Below are 22,551 nucleotides of genomic sequence, written 5' to 3'. Positions count from 1 at the left end.
TTGCGTCCGGCCAGCGCGGCAGAAGCATCTCCCCAGGCCAACATCAACAGTCCCACGGCTGTGGCAAAACGATAGGGCGTGTTCCAGGTCAACGCAATCAAGAAAACAAAGCTTAGCGGCAAGTAAACAGTGCCCCAATCCCCCTCGGATTGAATTTTCATGGAACGAAACCACCCCTTTTTCAAGGCAAGTGAATTGAGGAACACAAAGCTCAAGGGAGGAATTAGCGCGGCTAAAGCAGAATCAAACAAAAAAAAGGTCGGCACAATCCAGGAACCCACGCTCACGTGAATTACTTTCCGCGTAAAGTCAGGGCTGTACTTGAGACGCGCCCGCAAAGCCTCGGCAAAACCCAGGACAAACAGGATATAGGCATAAGAAATCCCCAAGGCCAGAAGATCGCGGGCGGTCAATCCTCAAGTCCCCGCTTCAATCGCAGCACGCGTCCTTGCATTGTTTGGCCTCCGGGGGCTCCGACCAACTGCAGCACCGTCGGCGCTAAATCCATGATATGAGGATCGTCCAACACCTTCCGGTTACTCAGCAACATCCCTGCGGTGATTTCCGGATCATAAGAGCAATGATCCCCGCTCCACTTGGCCAGATTGGGTTCAAAGACTTCGGCAGGAATCCCGCCCAAAGCCGTTTGCCAGGAAGTGCGGTAACCCTCCTGAAATCCCACAACCAAATCCGGGGCAAAGGGAACCCAGGGCCCGCTGTAGATTTCATGGCGACGGTAAACCTTGCGTATCACATCCTCCTCACTCTCCGGATCCACCAAGGCCTCCAAATCCGCAATCAAACGGGCGCAGACACTCTCGTATTGCTCCACTGAAACGATCCCCTGCGGCTCGCGGCCCTGCAAATTGATATAAAGGCCGGCCAGGCCCAGGCTGTAGGCGCGCGTCCTCGACCAATCCACATTGGGCCAGAACTCGCCCTGGTCAAAAAGATCATTGAGATTCCTCTCACGGGTCTCCTCCTCGGCCTTGAGGTGCATATAACCCTGCTTCACCAGCCAGGTATTGATATTCACCGACGTCCGGTAGGAGTGAAAGCCATGGTCTGAAACCACCGCAAACCAGGTATTCTCGTCCACATAGTTGTCATAGACCTCTCCCACGATGCGATCCATTTCCTGGTAAACCTTAAAAATGGCGTCGCCGTACCGGGCAGCCAAGTCCGCGTCATAGGCCGGGTGTTCCTTGTCAAAGAGACGCCAAAACATATGTTGAATACGGTCCGTGGCCTCGTACACGCCGACAAAACACTGCCAATCCCTTTTCTCGAGTTGGTTTTTCATCAGAGCTTCACGCCTCTGGAAGGTAAAGTAGGCATCCTCCAAAAAGACCTGCTCGTCAATCTTGTGCTCGTTCAGGGCCCAGGTATCAAAGGCCCAGCCCAGGGTCTTGTAAAGGCCTTCCTCCTCCGCGAGCTGCTTGGAAAAAGACTTGGGGGTAGAGAGGCTCACATTGGGAGGAGTCTGGCACGGATGGATATTGACGGGAGAGAGGTAGAGTTTGAAATGCGGCGAGACTTCTTCTAGATAGAAACGGCCGATACCCCGGATCTTGAGAAGCGGATTCATCGGGAACTTGAAATCATACCAGGAACTCCAAGAGCCCACCGCAAGGGTTTCGGACTGGCCCTGGAATTCAACAGTGGCTGTCTGCTTCTTGCGGTCCAGCTGAATGCGCAGGGGCGGCTGAATCGGAGGACGCTCCTTCAGCGTTTCATTGCGCGGCCCCCAGACAAAGCTTTCAATGACTCCGTTCTCGTCAGGTACTGCGCGAACGAGCTTACCCCCCATCTCCGTATCCTGGTTCTCTTCGATGGTGTCTGAGTAATAGCTGAAAGTACCGAAAGTGCCGCGCACATCCGGAACTCCCAGCCCGGAAAGCATACGGCCAAAACCTTTTTTCATGGGTTCGGCCGGGAAAGTCGCCGGGCATTGAATGACGACCGTCGGCACTTCCGCGTCCGCACTGTACTGCCAGAAAGAGCGCGTCTTCTTTCCAGCCTCAGGCCAGGGCAGCTCCGCAGGCACCCACAAAAACAACGCAGTGTAAACCAGTCCCCCGGCCACTGCGCCCAGGACCAGACTAACTCCCCGCCGGTGCCTGCGGCGCAGCAAAAACAGAAACAGCCAAAACACCATCGCAGCCGATAGCCCTGCAAACACAGCCACTCCGATGCGCTGGGCCGGATGCGGCAGGATGGAGCGCTTCGTGCGCATGATCATCCCGAATTCCGGCAAGTAGCTGCCCGGCTGCCGGCGCAGAAAATCAAAGATCCCCGTGTAACCGGGGTTCTTGCCCGCGGAAAACACGGCCCAGGACACGGGAGACTGCGGCGGGGTCGAGGTCCCTAAATCCACAAAGCAACCCTCTTGGGCCACGCGCGCCATATTCGGCAAATGCCCCTCTTCCATCCACTGCCGGCAAAGATCCGGATCCGCTCCGTCAAAACCGAGAATCAGCACCCGGTCCTGAGCCCAGGCCGCAGGGGCCCAAAGTATTGCCAAAGAAAACAGCGCTGTCAGAATTCGAGTGCCTCTCATTGCACATCTCCTGAGATCAGGAACACCGGTTCCGGGCCGATCTCGCCCATGAGAAAATCCTTTTCTGAATTCAGGATCTCCTCATTCCCCATTAGATCAATCACGCGAACAGGTCCGGGCCCGAAGGGCAGCTTTACCGTTGCCGGGCCTTCCGGAGCCCAAACCACCCAAACATTGCGCACGCTCCCTCTGAATTCATAGGCACGCATGGAGGCGTTCGAGCGGTCCAATGCCTCCCAATTCGAGTCCTTCAGTTGTGTCGCAAGATTTCGAAGCGCCAGGTATGCGGGCTTCGCAGAAAGATCAAACCTTACTATACCCCAACTTTGCGCAGGGGACTCCGGCAGATCTCCAAAATCGCGAAAATTAAACCAGAATATGCGTTCCACTTGCGGCCGGCTGAGCGCAAGCACAAAGGTGCGCACCAAAAACGCGGCCTGAGTCGGTTCGTCCAGAGTCTTTCCGATGTCCCGATGCAATTCACCGGTGCTCCATCCAAGCTCCGTAAGCCAGAAGGGACGGGAGGCATCGCCAGCCCGCTCGGTCCAGAGCTCTGCCTGCTTGATCCGCTGGATCACTCCCGGTTCTTTCCCCTGTTTCTCCGGTCTCTTCACATATGGGTGCAGCCCGATCACATCGACTAAAGACTGAAGCGCGTTTTCTTTGTAGAGCTTGTCCAAAAACCAGAAATTCCCCCGGGCCAGGCCTCCCGAAACAATGAGGGTCTCCGGTTGATGACGGCGCAATGTTTGGGCGGCAGCTCTCAGAGTCGCGGCATAGCGCGTTGGATTGATCGGGCTCCAAAAAGCTTCCAAATCCGGCTCATTCCAAATCTCCCAGGCGGCAATGCGATCCCCGTACCGGCTCACTGCCGCCTCGACAAAACGCACAAAGGCCTTTCCGGATTCCGCTGTCCCGTCCGAAGGTTGAGCCCAACGCGTCCCGCCCAAAAATGAACCCATCACGCGCAGACCCGCAGACTCAGCCGCGTTGAGCCCCTGATCCACAAGGCTCCAAGTGTACTCGCCCTCCTGGCGCTCAATGCGATCCTGGCGCAAGCCCTGGCGCACCCAAGCCACACCGCTCTGGGCAATGAGCTGCGCCTCGGATTCACGCCCCCAGTTCCGGCCCAAGAGAGCACCCACCGCAAACGGGCTCTCGGGATTAGGCTTGAGAGGAGGGACACCCACGCCCCCGTACACAGTCTGTTCGCCAAGGACTTGGCCTTCGGTGTTGAGCAAGCTCAGCTCCACAGAATACGGCCCCAGGCGTTCCGGACTCGCGCGCAAAACATGAACCGTATTGAGGCCCGAGGGACAGAGGACTTTTTCTTCTCCCTGGTCCAGGAATTCTCCCCCGGGACCCTGAATCGCATAACGCAATGTGCCATCCAGGGTCTCGATACCGCGATTGGCCACCTGCACCTCCACCAGCACAGGTTCTCCAAGACCAAAAACATTTCCGGGCGCTGCGGTGCGCGCCTGCAAATAGGGCACTGAGAGACGCACTTTGTGCAAAGTCTCCGGTCCGTTGTCCCGGGCGTGGATACGAAGATCCCCAATCCCGCCTTCCATGGAATAGTCCCGGCCCTGGCGATTAGCAAAACGGCAATCGTGCAGAGGTACGCGGTAGGTCTTCCACTCACTGGTCCCCGTCTTGATCAACAGCACACCCGTGTGCCAAGAATAGCGGCCATCCCGCGCATCCTCCACAAAGCGATCCGCCTCGATATTAAGTTTGTCCTTTCCGCTGTCAAGATACGTAATTTCCAAGTCAAGACGTTGCGCATTCCCGTCAAAGGCAAAGCTGTCGTTCACATTCAAGGTTAAAGTCTGGGCGTCCGCAGTGTGGCGGCCGCTCTTGCCCTTCCAAAAACCCGGCCGGGTTTCCTCAGGATCCGCCACTTCAATCCCATGAGAATCGTCCTCCGAACCAAAGATAACCCAGACTTCCTGGGCATGAGAGTAATCAATAGACGCAGAGGAAGAATCCGCTGTGGAGGCAGCCGAGCAAGCGGCAAGGAACAGCAGACCAGCAAGGAATGCAAGAGACGGCAGGATATATCGTAATTTCTGTCTTTTCACCATATTACGTTGACCTTGATCTTCTTAGTATAGTATACTTCCCGTGAGATTTTTCAAATCGGAGGTTTCGTTGTTCAAGCCACCCTCAGTTTTGCAGGTATTCCTTTTCCTTGTCTTCGCTGCCTGCCTGCTGCCCCGGCCCGCACACGCCTATCTTGATCCAGGCACAGGCAGTTATTTCCTGCAGCTCCTTTTGGGCGCCTTCCTCGCCCTCTCTTTTGGATTGAAGATTTTTTGGCACCGGATCAAGCTCTTCCTTTCAAGCCTGTTTTCGAGAAAAAAGGATGATGATCACACCGGCACCGGGGACTAGAGTCTCCGCTTCCTTCCGCGACCCTGACGGTTTTGTCTACACGCGCGAGGGAATCCTCTACCGGCAGATCAATGAACCCTATAGGGAAGAATACGAAGCCTTTCTTCAGTCCGGACTTTACGAATCCCTGACCCGGGACGGACTGCTCATTTCCCACGAAGAAGTCGATCTCAGTCTGGCCCTCACTGAAGGCGCCTGCCGGGTCCTCAGGCCGCAGCAACTGTCCTTTGTCTCTTACCCTTATGAATGGAGTTTCAGCCAATTACAGGATGCGGCCCTGACCACCCTGGAGCTGGAGCGCAGAGCCCTTGAGAAGGGTTTCAGTCTTAAAGACTGCAGCGCCTACAATATCCAGTTTTCCGGCGGACGCCCGCTTCTCATCGACTCCCTGTCCTTTGAGCGCGTCCGCTCCGGTGAGCCTTGGGTGGCCTATCGCCAATTTTGCCAGCATTTTCTGGGTCCCTTAGCCCTCATGGCGCATTGCGACGTGCGCCTCTCCCAACTCCTGCGCCCCTTTTTGGACGGCATCCCTGTGGATCTCACGCATGCCCTTCTGCCGCGGCGGACCTATGTTCAGTTTGGGCTCCTCTCCCATATTCATCTGCATGCGATGAGTCAGAAAAAATTTGCCGGCGCAGCGACTGCAGGACGCCGGGCTATGATGAGTTTGATGGCGCGCCAAGGATTGGTGGACAGTCTGTGCAGCACCGTTAGCAAGTTCCGTTGGAAACCCCAGGGCACGGAATGGGGCGAGTATTACGGGGATACGAATTACAGCCCGGAAAGTCTGGAGGCCAAGAGGCAAATCGTGGGAGAGATGCTCGATGCGCTGGAACCCAAGCCGCAGACAGTCTGGGACCTGGGGGCCAATACCGGCCTTTTCAGCCGCCTTGCCGCGGAACGCTCCATTCAAACCCTGGCTTTTGATATCGATCCTGCAGCCGTGGAAAAAAATTATCTCCAGTGCCGGGCCCAAGGGCAAACGCACCTGCTGCCTTTGCAGCTCGATCTTTCGAATCCGAGCCCGGGTCTGGGGTGGAGATCAACGGAGAGAATGTCCTTGGCAGAGCGGGGTCCGGCCGGTGCAATTCTGGCCCTGGCTTTGGTCCACCATCTGGCTATTTCAAACAACACACCTCTTGAAGAAATCGCCGCTTACTTCGACACGCTCAGCGCCCGCCTGATTATCGAATTCGTTCCCAAGGAAGATTCGCAGGTCCAACGCCTGTTGGCTTCCCGGGAGGACATCTTTCCTCTGTACACTCAGGCAGGTTTCGAAGCAGCCTTTGGACGGTATTTCGAAAATCTCCGGGTTGAAAGTATCCCCGGAACTTCGCGCACACTCTACTCCATGAAACGGCGGTAAATGTGATGAGACGCACTTCTGTCTTTCATCCCTTTCTCTTTGCTCTCTTCCCAATCCTCTCGGCCTTTGTGCACAATTCGTCTCAAATGCAGCTTTCCGAACTCTGGCTCCCCCTATCCGTTGTACTCGCCGGAACCTCGCTCCTTTGGATCCTGCTGCGCATGGGGATCGAGGACCGGGCCAAAGTTGGCCTGCTGCTCAGCGGCCTGATTTTTTTCTTCTTTTCGTATGGGCATGTGATCGGATTGATCCACGGAGCCCGCCTCGGCGGCTGGATGTGGGGGCGGCACCGCTATGTCCTTTTGGTATTCGGGCTTCTTCTGGTAAGCCACGTGTTCCTCTGCCTTCGCACGCGCCGCAATCTGGAAACGCTCACGCGTTTTCTCAACACCTTCAGCCTCTGTCTGGTCGGCATATCCCTCATCACGGGCCTGGCGCAGTTTGGCGGACGCATTCAAAACTCTGAAGGACCGGACCCCTCGGGTATGGCTCTCAAAGCGCCCGCGGCCAAACCCGATATTTACTATCTGATTTTGGATGGATACGGCAGGCAGGACGTGCTCCAGAATCTCTACGATTACGACAACAGCGAATTTCTCGGATTTCTGAAGCAAAAGGGCTTCTATATCGCTTCGCAGAGTTACACCAACTACCCTCAAACCCATCTCTCTCTCTCCTCCTCACTTAATTTTGAGTACCTCGATGAGCTCGCGCGCCGGATGGGCCCCCGCAATTCCGACCGTTCCCCTCTTGTGAAGCGAATGCGGGATAACCGGATCATGCAACTGCTGAAGTCACAGGGCTACCGGACACTCAGTTTTGATACCCTGGTCAAGGCCGACGTGCATCTGAGTTACAAGGGCACAGTGACCGAATTTCAAAATGTGCTGCTCAACACTACCCCGGTGCCTTATCTCATGGAAAGGCTCCGCCTGCCGTTTTCCCGGTTTCAGTATGATGCGCACCGCAATCAAATGAGATTTATTCTGGAGAAATTACCGGAGCTTCCGCAGGAGGACGGACCGATTTTTGTTTTCGCCCATGTGCTGCTACCCCATCCGCCTTTTGTGCTCGGGGCCCAGGGCGAGGCATTAAGCGTGGATCGAAAATTTCACCTATACGATGGGAGTCATTTCTTTGAACTCGGCGGAACCCGGAAGGAATATCTGGAGGGCTACCGGAATCAGGTCCGGTATGTTAATTCAAAGGTGAACACCGCCGTGGAACGCATTTTGCAGGAATCTGTGCGCCCTGTGGTGTTGATCATTCAAGGAGATCACGGTCCGGGAATGTATCTGGATCACAGCAGTTTGGAGAAGACCCACTTGGCGGAGAGGATGGCGATCCTCAATGCCTATTACCTGCCGGGCGCCGAAGCGCGTCTTTATCCGCGAATCTCCCCGGTCAACAGCTTTCGTGTCTTGCTGAATCATGTGTTCGGCGCAGATCTGGAACTCCTGCCCGACCGTTCCCACTTCGCGCCGCACACCTATCCCTACGACCTCACCGAAGTCACCGACCAACTTCGTTAAGCTTCCACAACCAGGGACGGTTCTCGCCATCTATTTGTAGTAGTGAGAGTTATGTAAGGGTCGTCCCCATGGGTGCGGATTTCGAGTCTGCATTCCCTAGGGATCGGGCCGGTCACCTCGCGCTGACGTGTTGCGTCAGATGGCTTTGCGGAATCTGCCCCAAACAACGCGTGGGGTCGCTTTGACTTACTCCGCCAGCTGTCACGGGGGTGGCTCTCCGCGCGCACGCGCTATGAGCCACGCCCCGGCCGCGCTGTCGGAGCAACGGTTGTGTGCTAAGGGGTGACGAAAGCCACGTTCTGTGAAAAAGGGACGGTTCTCACGGAACTCAATGATACACAAGGGGTAAGCGAGAACCGTCCCTGGTTTGATTCAACACAGGGCAGTGGCTTCCGGCAGCGTGGCCGGGTTAAACGCCTTGGGCAGTTTTGTGGAAGATGTCCAGATCTTCTTGCTCGTCCTTGTGCGTAAACAGTCCTGCGATCGCACTAATGAGCAAGAGAACGAGTGTGCCCCAGGTCAAACGCAAACCCCAAATCTCCCAGGGCCCGCGGACATAAGCGCCCTGCAACAGGCCCCGGATCCCTGCCGGCACCTCCACCTGCAGCAAGCCCTCGGATGTCATCCGGGTGGGAACCGGCGCGCCCACCATCTCAACGCACCAATCCGGGTGGTAAGCCATGCCCGGCACCCAGGTTGCTGCCTTAGCCAAAGGCACTGGGATACGGGCTTCAAAGCCGTGCGTACCGACTTGCACATCCACGAGTCCGGGAGGCAAAGGCAAGGGCTCCTGCCCTATCAAAGCAAAAATCCTAAAAGGGCCCACTGCGCTTTCCAATACAAAGAAGGGCGAAGCAGTAAAAAATGCCAGGGCCTTGATCTCCCGGTCATGCACCAAGACCTGGCTCACGCGCAGCCTTCCGCAGCGCTCCACAAAGGCCAGTTCCTCCTCAGGCTCAAATGAAGTGCCCAGAAGGATTTGGTCCCAGCTCTTGGAGCCTGTATCGGAGATCTTGTGCGCAGCATCCCCATACAAATAGGCACTCATCACAGGCCCCATATGCCCGCGAAGACCGCCGATGACCTCGCGGCCTGTGTATTGCGGGATCAACGCATAGAGATGAGACCAACTCCCTGCGTGACGCACGGTCACCGCGGAGGTCAACAGCCTGCCCTTCCCCCCACGCAAAACTTCCCAAAGCGCGTCGAGCCGCAATGACCTCTCCATACTGGAGTAGTAGAAGGGATCCCCGGGCGCCAAACGCCTCTGAAGCGGACTGTCCAAGTACGGAGTCCAAAGGCCGGCTGAACACACGACCAAAACCACCCAGGTCCAAGCCCGCTTGGAAATCGAGACCGGCTTTTGCCGGCTGAGCCCCAGCAAGAGATCGGCCAAATACTTGAGCCCGATCCCGGACACCAAAAGCGTGGCCATATAGATATCGTCTTTGAATTTAATGGGTTCAAAGAGATCCAAGCCGAGGACCCGGTAAAAGAGGTAGTAATTGACAAGGCTCAAAAGGGCCATCAGCGGAGGAATAGTCAGGATCGCGGACCAAGTGCGGCGTTTGCAATCGTCCTTTTCCGCATAGACCGCAGCCAAGGCCAAGGCGTAGAGCACCAGGACCGGCCCCATCCCCTTGACCCAGGAACCCAGGATTACAAAGGACCAGGGGTGATGAACCGAACGCATGTAGAGGTCCTTGTACGCCATAGCCGGAAAAAGCCAATGAGCAGCCAACCCCAAGCTGATCAAGCCCATCCACAGGACCCACAGGACCCCGGTACTGCCGCGCAGATTATGGAACTTCCCCCACTGCCAAGCAAAAACCGTGAGCACCGCGACCACAGCCAACGGAAAATGCCAGGGATGCGTTACTGCCACAGCACCTAACACCGCGCCGGTCAGAGCAAAAGACCAGAAGGGACGGACGGACTGCGCAGCGCGCACCGCACAAGCAGCCGCCAACGGATAAAGGGCCAGAGAAATTCGCCCGTTGAGCATCCCCATCTCCAGCGCACCGCGCACATCGCTCCCCATATAAACCGGATCTCTAAAGATCAGAATGAGAACAGCCGCCCAAGCCGAGACAGCCCGGTTGAGCCCGATACAGCGCGAAAACCAATAGGAAGTCCAGGCCGGAAGCAGGTAAACAACGACCAGGAGAAGATAGTAAATCCATTCGATGCTCAGAGATTTGGCGCTAAGAAGATCTATCAGGACGGCGATGTAGGCATAACCGGGCGGATAAAACTGCAGCACAGGCCAGCCGCCCATGAAATAGGGACTCCAACTGCCGATTGCATGATAAACCGGCGCCGCATCCCGGAGCAAAAACCAAAGGCTGTGCAGACGCACAGGGTGATCCAGGTGCAGCCAGAGATCCGGCCCCTGCCACAAAGGCAGCGCAATCATCCCCAACGCGGAGACAAGCAAAATCAAAAACAGGCTGAGGAGAAATCCAAAAATGCGCTTCAAAAAAGCTATCCCCTCCTCTTCACAAAGAGATCAGCCAGCAGCCCCAGTACCGTAATCTGCATCGCAAAGAGTATTAGGATTGTCACCGTAATATCAAACTGATGCCCCACGACAAGCCATCCGTAAAGAAAAATCGCCACCGCAGCCAAAACCAAGGCTCCGCTCAAAGGGAGAATGACCTTGAGCGGTTTGAAATAAACCGTAGTCCTCAGGATTAAAGTCAAGAAATTGATTGTGTCGGCAATCGGGCGAATCTTGGAACGACCCACCCGCTTGTTGTAGCTAATGGGAACGTACCCAATCGTGTAGCCCTCACTCAAGAAGGCCAGGGAGATGGTCGTTGTAAGAGAGAAGCCCGAGGGTAAAATGCTGAGAAACTTGGCGGCCAGATCTTTACGGAAGAGACGCATGCCGGAATTCATATCCCGGATTTCCGTTTCCGAGAGATACTCGGCCAGCTTGACCAAGAACCACTTGGCAAACTGACGCAACCCCGAGAGCTTGGCATCCGGGGCCGTGCGCGCGCCCACCACCATATCCCAGTCCGAAGCCGCGTCCAGGAGCTTCGGGATCTCCTCCACGGGATAGGTGCCGTCCGCATCCGTTATCATGATCCAAGGATACAAGGCCCGGCGAATACCGGCCTTAATGGCCGCCCCGTAACCTTGGTTCCGGCCCGTCTGCACCACCTTAATCTCTCCGGAAAAACTGCGGACCTTATCGGCAGTGGCATCTGTGGAGCCGTCGTCCACCACCAGGATTTCATACTGAACACCCAAAGGCCCCAGTGCCTCCTGCAATTGCTGCAATACAGAGACAATGCCCGCTTCCTCATTATAGGCAGGCACAATTACAGTCAGAGCATCCACCCCTCTAGTTCTCTGCGAATCCTCGTTCACTCCTGTCCTCCCATCACTCTTTGAAACGCCCTCTGGCCGCAGCCCATCGAAGCAGGTCTGCATAAAGCTCATCCACGGCCTTGAGTTGCGCATCCAGACTATGCGCGGTTCGCACCTTTTCTCTGCCGGCTGCCCCCATTTTACGCGCCTCGTCCGGGCGCTCCAACAAACGGCAAATGGCCTCAGACATGGCCTGCGGATCGTGCAAAGGGGTCAGCACTCCCCCGACCCCGTCCTTCAGAAGATCCACGGTTCCGGTCGCGGCTGTGGCCACCACGGGTTTGCCTAAGGCCATCCCTTCCAGGACCGTGTAGGGCATACCCTCCCAAAGGGAAGAGAGGAGAACCAAATCCGCACAACCGACAATAGCGGGGGCATCGCTGCGCCAGCCCATCAACTGAACGGAACTCCCCAAACCCAATGCATCAATCTGCTCTTGAGTCTGTTCCAAAAGCGGGCCGTCGCCCACATACAAGAAACGCGCATTTGGAAAGCGGCGCAGCACAAGCGCCGCAGCGCTCACAAAATCCTGCGGCGCCTTCTGAGGGGCCAAACGGCCCACCATAACCAAGACAGGCGCCAGACTCTCGATACCCAACTCACGGCGCTTTTCGTCCGGATCCCCCGCGCGCTGTGCCAGGGATGCGAGGTCCACTCCATTGGGAATCATCCGGATTTTGTATCCGGGCACAATGCGCCATGCGCGCAGAAGAGCCTGCTCTGAAGAGGACAAAGCCATCACACAATCACAACATTTGCCCGCAAGCCACTCCAGAATGGCATAGAAGGCACGCACTGGCAAGGCAGCGCCCGGCCGGTCCACGGCAATACTGTGCGGGGTATGCAGTACGACAGGCACACCCGCAATGCAGGCAGCCAGCCGGCCGAGAAAACCTGCCTTGGAACTGTGTGTATGCACCACGTCAAAACGCTCACGGCGCAGAAGCCGGACCAATCGACCCAGGGCCCTGGGATCGCCCACAGGACAAATCTCCCGGCGCATATCCACAAAATGCGCAGGTACCCCGGCCTCTTTCAAAGCTTGCGGAAAAGAAAGTTTTTCAGGGTCCGCGCCCCGGACATGATCGGCCTCTGAGACAACCGCGTGCAAATCCCATCTTCCCCGGTCCAAGCCCTCCAAAAGCTTCATGATATGTTCCTGAACCCCTCCGGTGGCCTGGGAGATCAGAGCCACTTTCGGCCGCGTCCCTTGAGTACAAAAATCTCTATCCGCTAAGCGGACCGCTTCCACTAAATACCCTTCTCCCAAAGTCCCAAGCCAAGGACGCCGGCCCCACGCCTCCATCTTCAAACCCACGGGAATCGCAATCCGGCGCAGCAACATCTGGAAGGGGCGCGGTAAGGGGCTAAAATGAAAGTACACGCTGTCGGATTTCTGAAGCCCTGCTCGAGCAAGCTGGTCCACAAAGATCTTCGCGGAATGCTTCCTGGCTTGGATCTTGAGCATGCCGGATTCCCCGGCCCTTTCCGCATGTCCCCCTGTAATCCAGTTGCGGTAGAGCCATCGCAACGGCCCCAAGCCTTTGAGAAGGCGCACGACCGGATCCAAAAGGCCCACAACTCCCAAAGTCGTGACATTGCCGACAAAAATCCCGCCGGGCCTCAACAACCGCCGCAGTTCCGCAAGCATGGGCCCATCGGTTTCCATGTATTCCAGGACACCCGCTGCCACAATGGCATCAAAGGATTGGTCCCTAAAAGGCAAGTGCTCAGCGTCTCCCTGCACGCGCAGACAGCGGGCCGCACAGGCCCCGGCCTTTTCCGCAGCCAGGCTGAGCATTTCCGGAGACACATCCAAGGCCCAAACTTCTTCAAAAAGTTCCCCCAGCTGCGGCAAAAAGGGACCCGGCCCGCAACCCAGGTCCAAAACCCGGCCCTTGCGCCCCCCTGCCCGGAACCGCCTCAACATCTCCAGTGTGTGGTGTTGCCGGATCTTCAGAGCCGGATAGCGCAAATCGCCCGCATAATGGGTTTGATTGTACTGTGCCGCCAGTTCCGTGAAATAGCGCTGGGTATCAGACATCACTCATGCTCTGGTTATGCGGGTGCCGGGCACCCGCTCACTTGCTTGCAAACACAGACAGACTATTCGAAAGATAAATCCGCCCCCGGCTCAAACGAAACAAACTTTTGGCCATTTGGTTGTAGGCGATTTTCAGAGGAACCAAAGTCCGGCTATAGGCATTCTTACCCACCAACATCACGCGAGTGGGCTCGCCCGCAAAAAAATCAACGCGTTCAAACCCCGCATTCTGGAGCATGCCCTTCAGGGTGGCCCGCGTGTAATGATAAAGATGGCCTTGGGGCATGAGATACATCAAGCCCTTCCCTCTTTCCAGAAAACGGCGGATGCGGTTGTACACCAAATGGAAGCTCGTGTTGGGCACTTCCGCAAACAAAACACCCCCGGGGGCCAAGAGGGCATGGGCTTGCTTTAGGGTATTGGCCGGATCCCGCAGATGCTCCAGGACATCCCAAAAGCTGATCAGGTCAAAAGGCCCGGCGTCCCCGGGCAAGTCTTCGAGCGTACCCACAAACACACGGCCCATACCCAGACCCTTGGCTGCTTCCACACAGGAACGCCTGGAGGGGTCCACGCCATAAGATTCCCAACCGTTCTCTTCAGCTGCCTGGCAAAAATAGCCCAGACCGCAACCCACATCCAGATGCCGGCCAGGCCCTCTGAACCCGGCCAAACGCTTGAGCATTTCATCATAGCGCGCGCGGCGGGACGCATCCCACATCATGGCCTCGTCGGCATCGAGCGCCTCCGGCCCGCTCAGGGTCTGCTCAAAAAAATCCCCTGTGGCCTCGGACACATCCCGCGGATTCGTATACATCAAACCGCACTGCTTACAGCGCACCACGGTAAGGCCATTTTCAACCCAGACTGCTGTCGTCTTATCCGCGCCGCAAAGCGCGCAATCAATCTGTTCCACCCGCCCCCCGCCGGAAATATTGTTCCAGGACCGCAGTCCAGTCATACCAACCTTTGAGTTTGGCCGCCACATCTTTCCAGGAGTCCCCGGGCATGATCACCAGCCGGCGCATGGCCCAGCGCGTGGATTCGCCATTGAAGCGCCCCCACACCGAGCTGCAGGCCGCCAAATAGCCTGCAGCCTGCACAGCCGCCCGGGCTCTTGCGTCCTGGTGCCAAGGCCGCCCATAAGGATAGGCAAAAAAGCGGATTTCTCTGCCCAGCGTTTCCGAAAGACGGGCGCGCGATTCGGCCACCTCCCGGTGCAAATCCGCATCACTCAAGCCTCTCAGGGGGATATGGTTCATGCCGTGCGACCCAATTTCCAAAAGTTTGGGATCGCTCTGCCGGAGAAGTTCGGCCCCGGCGACATTCAATGCCTCAAAACCCGGAACGCGCTCCCAGGTATTCGCGGCGCCCATGTGCCCGGCAGGCACAAAGACCGTGGCAGGCAGGCCGAGTTTGCGCAAGACCGGAACCCCGAACGCAAACAGATTTGTGTAAGCGTCGTCAAAACTTAAACTCACCTGCGGCCCGCCGCCTTTGGAGTTAAAGCTCTCGCACAAGTCCTTTAGGGTGCTGACGCGATAGTGATCCGCCAAGTACGAGAGGTGTTCCCTGAAGGCTTTTGCCGGCACGCTGTTGAACGAAGGACTCTCCGAGACTCCGTGATACATCAAGACGATACGCGGATGTCTCATGCCCGCATGGGCTGCCTCGCGTCTCCCCCAAAGACAGGCCCCGCCGCACAGGCCAAAGGCCCCGCTTAAACCACGTTTCAAAAAAGCATTCATCCTTCAGTCCGCCGCCCATGAATGTTGCGCGGCCCCCTTTGGAGTCTGTTCCACTGCCCCTTCATCCAGCCTGCGATCTGAGCAAGATCCTTGGTCAGGAGAATGAGCGGAGCCCAAAGCCAAGCGCCGGGCCATTGCATCTGCCGCCACCCGCGGAAACTGAGAATTCCTAAATAAACCAGGAGGGCAAGGACAACAGCCTGCGCCGGCCAGGCAGACAGCCCGCTAAGCAAAGCGAGGAGCAAAACAAGATAAAACATAATCCGGAGACTGTGACGCCTTGTATTGACCCCCAGCGTCGCATCTCCCCAGGCATAGTGATGATACTGGCGGGCCAGAGCCCGGAGTGAGGAGCGGGGTTTCCAGTAAAAGAGGGCCTCGGGAGCACGCTCAATCCGGATTCCCGATTCCAGGACCGCCCTCAAGAAAACCGCGTCCTCACAGGGATACACATCCTCCGCGTAACCGCCCGCCTTTTCCCAGGCAGACTTGCGAAAGGCCACGGACGCCCCGCCCGCGCTCAGCAGCGCCAGATTCGCGGTCTTTCGCACTGTAAGCAGCCCCACAAGGTGCTCAAACTGTGTCCGGCCCCGCGCCTCAAACCCGCCGACCACAAGACCCACCGTTGGATTGTCTTGCAAGGGAGCTGTCAAACGGGCCAACCACTGTGGATCCACAACCCCGCCCGCATCGGTACAGGCAATCGTATCGAAGCGGGACTCGCGCACCCCGGCGTTCCGGCCCGCTCCCGGAAAGGCACTCTTGAGCTCTAAGACGCGCACCGCAAAGGGATATTTCGAGGACTTCGACGCCTGGCGCACCAAATCCGGTGTCCCATCAACTGAGCCCGCGTCCACAAAGCAGACTTCTCCGGGCACACAGCTTTGACGCACAAGAGCCTCGAGCACATCCAGCACATTCTGAGACTCGTTCAAGACAGGAATCACCACAGAAATCTCAGCCATGGACTAGGCCCCCCAATCCCGCACCTCCTGCAGGCGGCCGATTTCCCAATTTCCCCTCCAGTAGTCGATCCAACCCCAGGCAATCGCCTTGGCTGCACACGGCCGCCCGCGCAAAGCAAAATAGGCGGATTTGGCCAGGAGATAAAGCGTGTTATAGAGAAGAAAACTTGCGCGCTGAAGTGGCGTCCCGTGTTTACGGACTAGAAGCAAGAGGTTACGCGTACAGATGTAGTGAATGGCAGGGCTGCGCTGCCCGAGACTGCTGAACACCCGGTGCCAAATTTTGGAAGAGGGCACAATCCAGCACTCCCAGCCTGCCTCGGCCACCCGCAGGCAAAAATCAGATTCCTCATAATAGATAAAGAAACGCTCGTCCAGAAGCCCGACTTCTTCAAGAACCTCGCGCCGAATCAGAAAAGCGCTTCCCGGCACACACTGCACCCGCAGAGGTTCTTCCAGCCGGGAAGTACCCAAGATCTTCGCAAAGGTGGAGGGGTCCAGCTTTGTCTGTGTCCCGGTCCAGAGATTGATTCGATGCCCGGCAGAAAACAGCACTTCACGATGATCCAGCTCGTAATTAACCGCTCCCACCACAGCGACTTTGTCATGGCTCCGGAGAACCTCCACCAGCTCGCTCAAAAAGGCGGGATCCACCTCCAGATCGTTATTCAGGAGCATCACCGCATCGGCACCGTCTTTCAGGACTCGCTCAATGCCCCTGTTACAACCCCCGGCAAATCCGAGGTTGGCCTGATTGTCGATGAAGGTGCATTCCGGAAACTCGGAAGGAAGTACTGCAAGAGAACCGTCCCGCGAACCATTATCCAGGACGTAGATACTGCGATCCGCATACTGCAGATTGCGCAGGGACCGGAGACACTGGCGCGTGTCTTCCAGCTGATTGTAATTGAGTATCACGATTCCTACGCGCACGAACTCAGCTTTCAGGCACTCTCTTCTGCGTGCCCGTTAATGCGATGTTGCATTTGGTTCAGAGCAGCCAATAGACCCAGGATCGTACCCACCCAAATCGTACGCCCCGGTTCACTGAGCGCGCTACCCAAGAAGGAGTCGCCCACAATGGCCACAAAAGCCATGGTCAAACCCAATGCCACACCGCGCCAATAGGGATCTTCGAATCGCTTGGACAGGCTGATGCCAAAGACAAAACCGGCCACACACAACCAAAGCAAAACCGCGATCCCCAATGCCCCCAAAGTCAGGTAATACCAATAAAAACTGTTGTGCACAAAGCGCGTCTTCCGCCAATTGGGCCGCAGGGAATCATAACCCAGGTACATGAACTGGTTCCCCAAACCATTGCCTATGACAGGATGCCGGTTCGCCAGTTCCAAGACCGCGTCCCATTCTGAAAGACGGGTCTTGACCGTGGGCTGCTGAGTTCCTTCAAAAACAGAAGCAAAACGGTCCGTCAAAACCACCGGGGCTTGCAAGAAACCATTTTCCACGGGAATTGTAATCCCGATCAAATACCAGAGGCCAAAACTGAAGGCGATGATGGATCCCAGTTTCACAAAGCGATATTTGCGGTAGGCCGGCACAACCAAGAAAAGCAGCCCCAGCATTCCGATACAGGCCATCCACCGGCTGCGGTTCCCGGCCAGGATTTGCTGAGCCCCGAACGCGCCGGCCAGAATCAGATACTTACTGTATTCTTTGTGTTTGTGGGTGATCTTAAACAAGATCGTGACGGTAATCGCAAAGGTGATCAGGGTGTAGGAAGAACCCTGGGAAAGGTGCGGGACCACGCTCCCGAATTCGCTGTAGAAAATCCCCCCGTCATTCAACCGTGTGTACAGGGCGCGAGCTAAGGAAAGTGCCGAGATAATATACATCCAGTTGAGCAAACGCTGGAATTTCTTGGGTGTGGTGTAAACGCCGGCAACCACAAAATAGATCGCATAGCCCAGGATGATATTGAGATCAGAGGCCCACCATTGGAAAGGTTTTCCCCGGAGTTCCGCATGCGTCGCGCCCAAAAAAGCCAGAAGGAGCAAAGCAAGGATGGGGGAACGCACCGGAGAATTGACACTCTGCACCCGATCCCCCCGGTAACCTCTCAAAAAGCGCTGCAGCATCCAGGCAAAGAGGGTGATTCCAAAGGTTACCACATAGGCGGCTTCTACCGGAGACAAGCCCCCTGCCTGCCAAAGGATATAAAAAGGAGTGGGCGCCAACAACAAGATGATGAGGGCTTCAGGCAACATAAACGCAGTCACAAAGACGGCTAAACTGCCCACAAGAGCCAAAGGAACCAAGGGTGGACACCAGGCAATGGCCGCTCCCACCGCGATCCCGGACAGGACCAGAGAGGACCAAAAGGCAAAGTTCAACGCACGATCCGCAAATACACCGTTTCTAGTCATCATCCTCTTCTTTCACTCCTCCGGGCTAAAAACATAAGACCTTGTGTTCAATGCTCCCCTTGAGGCGTCCCAACTCCATGACGCAACGCTCGGCAATCAAAAGAAGGGGTGCATACAAAATTTCCTTGGGCCCGATCCGGAGTTCAGCCCGTTCATAATAGGTGCTCATCCGGAACAGCGCCCAACCCAAGAGCAAAACCAAGCCGGCCCAACCCAAAGGCGGCATGAGGCCTAAGCACACCCCGGAAAGCAGCAGAAGCTTTAGGGGCGACAGGAACCGGATGTCGACCTTGGGCCCTTCCTGCATGGAGACAATACGCGCCTCATACCGGCCAAAACTCCAGGCCTTGGCAAAGCGTATCCGCAGGGTGTCATGATTGCGATGCTCCATGGAGAGCTCGGGATCATAAAGAAATCCCGTACCCTTCTCCAACAGGCGCCGGCCCATTTCCAGGTCTTCGCCCCAGCGCAGCTCCACGGGGAAGCCGCCCATCTGCAGCAGAAGCTCCCTGTGCCAAGCCATGTTCCCGCCGAGAAAGAGCGGGTTACGGTAATCCGCTGCAGTCACCTTGCGCGCCTCTCTTCTTTCCGCAGTCTGGTAAGAGGCGATATAGCGGCCGATCCATCCCTGCGGAGCACTATCCTGATACGGACCGCAAACGACTGTCTCTCCCGAGTCCATGTGCTCCAAAATACGAGTGAGCCATTTGGGGCTGGGGATGCAATCTGCATCCACAAAAACCAAGATTTCCGCTATTGTCTCTGCCAGCCCCCGGTTGCGCGCCGCTGAGGGACCCGGCGTTTCTTCTTCTAATACCCGCACAGCAAAGGAAGAACGCTCCGCAAAGGACTTCACAATTTCAATCGTGCTGTCCGTGCAACCGTTGTCCACAATGACCAGCTCTCGAGGCCGGGTCTCTTGTTTCTCCAACGCATCAAGCAACAAGCCGATGCTCTGTTGGGCATTCAAAACCGGGACAATCACCGCAACATCAGTGCAAATAGCCCAGACTCCTCAAGTGTTCCTGATCCTGTGAACTCAAAGACCCTGTTGCCAGGGACTCGGCCGGGAGCGCATGCAGACGCCAGAGTCTTAGCTGCTTGGAGAGCTCTTCCACCATCTCCGGATGTTGGGACGCCTGGTCCACGAGTTCTTCAGGATCTTCATCCAGGTTAAAGAGCCGTACCGCCCCCCCCATGCGATTTTGAATCAATTTCCAAGGGCCCAACTTAACGTATTCCAGAGGTCCTAGCGTATGAAACCCCGCACGCTCCGGACAATCTCCAAAAATCGCCCGGTCTGCAAGCGGACCAGCTCCGGAACGCAGCAGGCTTCTCCCCTGCATCCGGCCGGCCTCGGACTGCAGCCCAAGCAGGTCCAGGATAGTCGGGGCCACATCAACAAGCCCGGCTCCGGCACTGCGTACCTCGCCCCCCGCAAAATGCGGCGCATAGCAAAACACCAGAGGCACGTGAACCTGTTCCTCGTAAACACGGTCGCCGTGATCAAAATAGTAATCGTGGGCAAAGCCCTCGCCGTGATCCGCCACCACCGCAATCACGGTATTCTTGGCGGAAGCATTTTCGTCCAAAGCCTGCAAGAGCCGTCCCAGTTCGGCATCCATCAATGCCAACTCACCCAAATAGAACTGTTTCATAATTCGGGCCCGGCTCTCTCCAACCGCTTCCAAGGGCTGTCCGGCCAGCTCCAGCTGCACGCGGTCTGTGAGCCCGGTCTCTTGCCGGATCTGTTTCGTCCCCGGCGGATGGTAGGGAGTATGCGCGTCAAAATAATGCACCCAAAGAAAGAAGGGGCCACCCCCGTCGCGACCGTGATCCTCCAGCCAAGCGCGCGCGAGTTCTGTTGTCTGCGGAGCCAAACGCTCGGAATAAGAGTAACCCTGCCAATCCAAACGCATACTCGCCCTTAAAAGCTTGAAGCCGTCCAGAAAGCCGAAGCGATCGTTGTACAAATCAAAGCCCTGGGAAAGATTGGCCAAACGATCCTTGAGCGTGTACCCGCTGAGCACCGCAGCGGTGGCATAGCCCTGGTCCTTGAGAATTTCAGCCAAAGTCCTCTGCGGGGACGGCAAAGGATGAAAATTCGAAACACTGCCGTTTGTATGCGGGTACAAGCCCGTAAGCAGGCTCGCGTGAGAAGGAACAGTCAGAGGCACCTGGCAATGCGCCTGGGAAAAACTTACACCGCGCGCCGCAAGCGCGCTGAGCTGAGGGGTCAGGGCCTGTCCGCCGGAACTCTCCAGATCCGAGGCCCGCACCGTGTCCCATGTCACCAGGAGTACGTTCGGTCCCTGGCCTGCGCCGGCTGCAGTACCCAAAGGCACGGTCTTAACCCCTGCCATCAGCAAAAGTATCCCGAGAACAACCCAAGCCGGGAGGCAAAAACGCTTCACTCGCAGCATCCGAAGCCCAAACCATAAAGCGATCAGTCCCAGAATCCAGCACAAGAACCACAGCCAAAGAGAAAACATCCCGTTACTCAGCAAAAGGTACCGGATCAGCCACCCCAAATACACGCCGGGGATCAGCAGAAGCGCACTGAAAGCAGCGGTTTTGGAGGCATTGTCTGCAGTTTCCCCGCCTGTGGGCCGGACGAAAAGCAGGGCAAGCAAGGCGCCTCCCAGGGCAGAGGCCAACCCATACCAGAGACTCAAGACCCCTAACTGGATCAGAAGATCCGGCCAGGTCAGGGCCCTCAATTGCAACCGGAAGCTGGAGTTCGACCAAACACTCAGCCCGTACTCCAACAACAAAGCCAGAAGCCCCACACTCATCCAGGTCTGAACAAAAACCTTAACGCGTCGCAATCCAGACACCCTCGTCATGTTGCCTGCACACTTGAGACAGGAATAGAGCCCCATAAACGCCTAAACGCAACGGCAAAGAACGCGCCCAGGACTTGAGATGCAAGGTCCTCCCATTCACCCAAGGTTCGCGGTAAAAGCGGCGAATCGCAAACCCCGAATTCTCCAGCACTCCATCAATGGCTCGCGAGTCAAAGTGCCACAGGTGGAACTCAAAGAGTTTATCCAGAGGAGCAGTAACTCTTGAATTAGTAATATGATACAACATTCGATACAACCCGGGCAAGAGGGCGTTGCAGATGGGGGTGCGCAATACCAGCATCCCCCCGGGCTCCAGAAGCTCGCGGGCCCGGAGCACTGCGGCCCGCGGATCAGGCAGATGCTCCAGCACGTCCCAAAGCGTTATCACCCGGTAGGGCCCTTGGGACCAGTCTGCGGACAGAAAGTCTCCCTGCTCAAGAGGAAGTCCCTGTTTTTCCTCCACCCAACGCACCACCTCTGCATCGGATTCCACCCCTTGGGCCTCCCATCCGCGCTCCAAAGCCCGCGTCAAAAAGGTGCCGTACCCGGCCCCCACATCGAGCAGTCTTCCTTTGGGCGCCAGAGCCTCCAGATGGTCCAGGGCCCGGTCATAGGTCCGCAGCCGGAAGGATCGAAAATGCTTTTCGTAGTAAGCGGCCCTCTCCTCCGCCAATTCTCCCGGCCAAGAGTGCGGTGCCAGGCTCCCCCAAACCCGGGGGTCAATGAAATAGCTCCGGCAATCGGCGCATCGATTCACCTGAAAACGCCCGAGTAAAAAAACACCGGGCCGCACCTGTTCGGAATTGCAGAGAGGACAGGCGCTAATCCCCATGGGTTTTCTCCTCGGACTTGAGATATTTCAAATCGGGCATTCCCCAGAGCTGGTGTGTATCCAAGCCGAGCCGGTACCTCAGGTAGCCCATCAAACTCAACCACACGAGCAACTCTGTAACCAGCGTTGCAAAGGCAGCCCCCATGTAGGTATATGGCGGAATCAACCAGATGTTGAGCCCGATATTGAGGATCAATCCCAACCCGCACACTACGGCCATCACCTTTTGGCGCCCGGCCGCATAGAGCACGGAACCGTTCAGATTCCCGAAGGCCACCAGCAGCCCGGCCCAGGCCAAGAGCTGCAAAACCCAGGCCGAGGCCTCAAAACCCTCCCCGAAGGCAAGCCGGACAAGCTGCGAAGCAAAGAGGGTCACGCCCGCACACACCGGCGCGCCGATCACCGCCATAAGCCTGAAGCTTTGCACATAAGCCCGCTCAAAACTCTTCCGGTCCGTCTGGTATCTGCGGGACAGTGTGGGAAAAAGCGCGCCCAC

18 protein-coding genes are annotated in these 22,551 nt (G+C 56.7%); 2 read left to right on the top strand and 16 right to left on the bottom strand.

What is annotated here, in order from left to right; translation table 11 throughout:
* From JW937_04040 to JW937_04025, 4 genes are all read right to left on the bottom strand, one after another.
* Positions 1-413: hypothetical protein (locus JW937_04040; GenBank protein ID MBN1586584.1), on the bottom strand; the 413-nt coding region annotated here is incomplete at its 3' end.
* Positions 410-2,560: an alkaline phosphatase family protein gene (locus tag JW937_04035; GenBank protein MBN1586583.1), complete on the bottom strand. Its 2,151-nt coding sequence runs from the start codon at positions 2,558-2,560 to the stop codon at positions 410-412. The genes JW937_04040 and JW937_04035, both read right to left, overlap by 4 nt.
* Positions 2,557-4,647, bottom strand: a complete 2,091-nt coding sequence (locus JW937_04030; protein ID MBN1586582.1) for a hypothetical protein — start codon at positions 4,645-4,647, stop codon at positions 2,557-2,559. Before JW937_04030 ends, JW937_04035 begins: the two co-directional genes overlap by 4 nt.
* An 82-nt stretch (positions 4,648-4,729) precedes the next feature.
* Positions 4,730-4,885, bottom strand: a complete 156-nt coding sequence (locus JW937_04025; GenBank protein MBN1586581.1) for a hypothetical protein — start codon at positions 4,883-4,885, stop codon at positions 4,730-4,732.
* A 46-nt stretch (positions 4,886-4,931) separates the two neighbouring features.
* Between JW937_04025 and JW937_04020 the strand changes: the two genes are divergently transcribed.
* Both JW937_04020 and JW937_04015 read left to right on the top strand, forming a co-directional pair.
* Positions 4,932-6,323, top strand: coding sequence for an SAM-dependent methyltransferase (locus JW937_04020; protein ID MBN1586580.1), 1,392 nt, complete (start codon positions 4,932-4,934; stop codon positions 6,321-6,323).
* A gap of 5 nt (positions 6,324-6,328) precedes the next feature.
* Positions 6,329-7,855, top strand: a complete 1,527-nt coding sequence (locus JW937_04015; GenBank protein MBN1586579.1) for a sulfatase-like hydrolase/transferase — start codon at positions 6,329-6,331, stop codon at positions 7,853-7,855.
* Positions 7,856-8,264: 409 nt separating this feature from the next.
* Here the strand turns inward: JW937_04015 and JW937_04010 are convergent, their stop codons facing one another.
* The 12 genes from JW937_04010 to JW937_03955 all read right to left on the bottom strand — a co-directional run.
* Positions 8,265-10,334 carry a hypothetical protein gene (locus JW937_04010; GenBank protein MBN1586578.1) on the bottom strand — a complete coding sequence of 690 codons (2,070 nt, stop codon included), beginning with the start codon at positions 10,332-10,334 and terminating at the stop codon, positions 8,265-8,267.
* Between the two features lie 5 nt (positions 10,335-10,339).
* A complete protein-coding gene (locus tag JW937_04005) occupies positions 10,340-11,296 on the bottom strand; it encodes a glycosyltransferase family 2 protein (protein ID MBN1586577.1) in 957 nt (318 codons plus the stop codon).
* Positions 11,247-13,277 carry a glycosyltransferase gene (locus JW937_04000; GenBank protein MBN1586576.1) on the bottom strand — a complete coding sequence of 677 codons (2,031 nt, stop codon included), beginning with the start codon at positions 13,275-13,277 and terminating at the stop codon, positions 11,247-11,249. The genes JW937_04005 and JW937_04000 overlap by 50 nt, the downstream gene beginning before the upstream one ends.
* 37 nt (positions 13,278-13,314) lie before the next feature.
* A complete protein-coding gene (locus JW937_03995) occupies positions 13,315-14,238 on the bottom strand; it encodes a methyltransferase domain-containing protein (protein ID MBN1586575.1) in 924 nt (307 codons plus the stop codon).
* Positions 14,180-15,013 carry a polysaccharide deacetylase family protein gene (locus JW937_03990; GenBank protein MBN1586574.1) on the bottom strand — a complete coding sequence of 278 codons (834 nt, stop codon included), beginning with the start codon at positions 15,011-15,013 and terminating at the stop codon, positions 14,180-14,182. The genes JW937_03995 and JW937_03990 overlap by 59 nt, the downstream gene beginning before the upstream one ends.
* A gap of 8 nt (positions 15,014-15,021) precedes the next feature.
* Positions 15,022-15,990: a glycosyltransferase gene (locus tag JW937_03985; protein MBN1586573.1), complete on the bottom strand. Its 969-nt coding sequence runs from the start codon at positions 15,988-15,990 to the stop codon at positions 15,022-15,024.
* Between the two features lie 3 nt (positions 15,991-15,993).
* Positions 15,994-16,923, bottom strand: a complete 930-nt coding sequence (locus JW937_03980; GenBank protein MBN1586572.1) for a glycosyltransferase family 2 protein — start codon at positions 16,921-16,923, stop codon at positions 15,994-15,996.
* A gap of 11 nt (positions 16,924-16,934) precedes the next feature.
* Complete coding sequence (locus JW937_03975) at positions 16,935-18,380, bottom strand: O-antigen ligase family protein (GenBank protein MBN1586571.1); 1,446 nt, start codon at positions 18,378-18,380, stop codon at positions 16,935-16,937.
* A 22-nt stretch (positions 18,381-18,402) separates the two neighbouring features.
* A complete protein-coding gene (locus JW937_03970) occupies positions 18,403-19,362 on the bottom strand; it encodes a glycosyltransferase family 2 protein (protein ID MBN1586570.1) in 960 nt (319 codons plus the stop codon).
* A gap of 7 nt (positions 19,363-19,369) precedes the next feature.
* A complete protein-coding gene (locus JW937_03965) occupies positions 19,370-21,214 on the bottom strand; it encodes a sulfatase-like hydrolase/transferase (GenBank protein MBN1586569.1) in 1,845 nt (614 codons plus the stop codon).
* Entirely contained in the window at positions 21,192-22,055 is an 864-nt protein-coding gene (locus JW937_03960; GenBank protein ID MBN1586568.1) for a class I SAM-dependent methyltransferase, read from the bottom strand. The genes JW937_03965 and JW937_03960 overlap by 23 nt, the downstream gene beginning before the upstream one ends.
* Positions 22,045-22,551, bottom strand: a 507-nt coding sequence (locus tag JW937_03955; GenBank protein MBN1586567.1) for a polysaccharide biosynthesis C-terminal domain-containing protein, incomplete at its 5' end; no start/stop codon positions are given. The genes JW937_03955 and JW937_03960, both read right to left, overlap by 11 nt.

The sequence above is a fragment of the Candidatus Omnitrophota bacterium genome (assembly GCA_016929445.1).
Classification (GTDB): Bacteria; Omnitrophota; Gorgyraeia; order JAFGIU01; family JAFGIU01; genus JAFGIU01.
Note: the sequence above shows the minus strand (reverse complement) of the source record. Positions and strands in the feature narration are given on the sequence as shown.

Bases quoted from the DNA above. Each gene is read 5' to 3' on its own strand.
- JW937_04035 (MBN1586583.1), bottom strand. From the start codon at position 2,560: ATGAGAGGCACTCGAATTCTGACAGCGCTGTTTTCTTTGGCAATACTT.
- JW937_04030 (MBN1586582.1), bottom strand. From the start codon at position 4,647: ATGGTGAAAAGACAGAAATTACGATATATCCTGCCGTCTCTTGCATTC.
- JW937_04020 (MBN1586580.1), top strand. From the start codon at position 4,932: ATGATCACACCGGCACCGGGGACTAGAGTCTCCGCTTCCTTCCGCGAC.
- JW937_04015 (MBN1586579.1), top strand. From the start codon at position 6,329: ATGAGACGCACTTCTGTCTTTCATCCCTTTCTCTTTGCTCTCTTCCCA.
- JW937_04005 (MBN1586577.1), bottom strand. From the start codon at position 11,296: ATGCAGACCTGCTTCGATGGGCTGCGGCCAGAGGGCGTTTCAAAGAGT.
- JW937_04000 (MBN1586576.1), bottom strand. From the start codon at position 13,277: ATGTCTGATACCCAGCGCTATTTCACGGAACTGGCGGCACAGTACAAT.
- JW937_03995 (MBN1586575.1), bottom strand. From the start codon at position 14,238: ATGACTGGACTGCGGTCCTGGAACAATATTTCCGGCGGGGGGCGGGTG.
- JW937_03985 (MBN1586573.1), bottom strand. From the start codon at position 15,990: ATGGCTGAGATTTCTGTGGTGATTCCTGTCTTGAACGAGTCTCAGAAT.
- JW937_03975 (MBN1586571.1), bottom strand. From the start codon at position 18,380: ATGATGACTAGAAACGGTGTATTTGCGGATCGTGCGTTGAACTTTGCC.
- JW937_03960 (MBN1586568.1), bottom strand. From the start codon at position 22,055: ATGGGGATTAGCGCCTGTCCTCTCTGCAATTCCGAACAGGTGCGGCCC.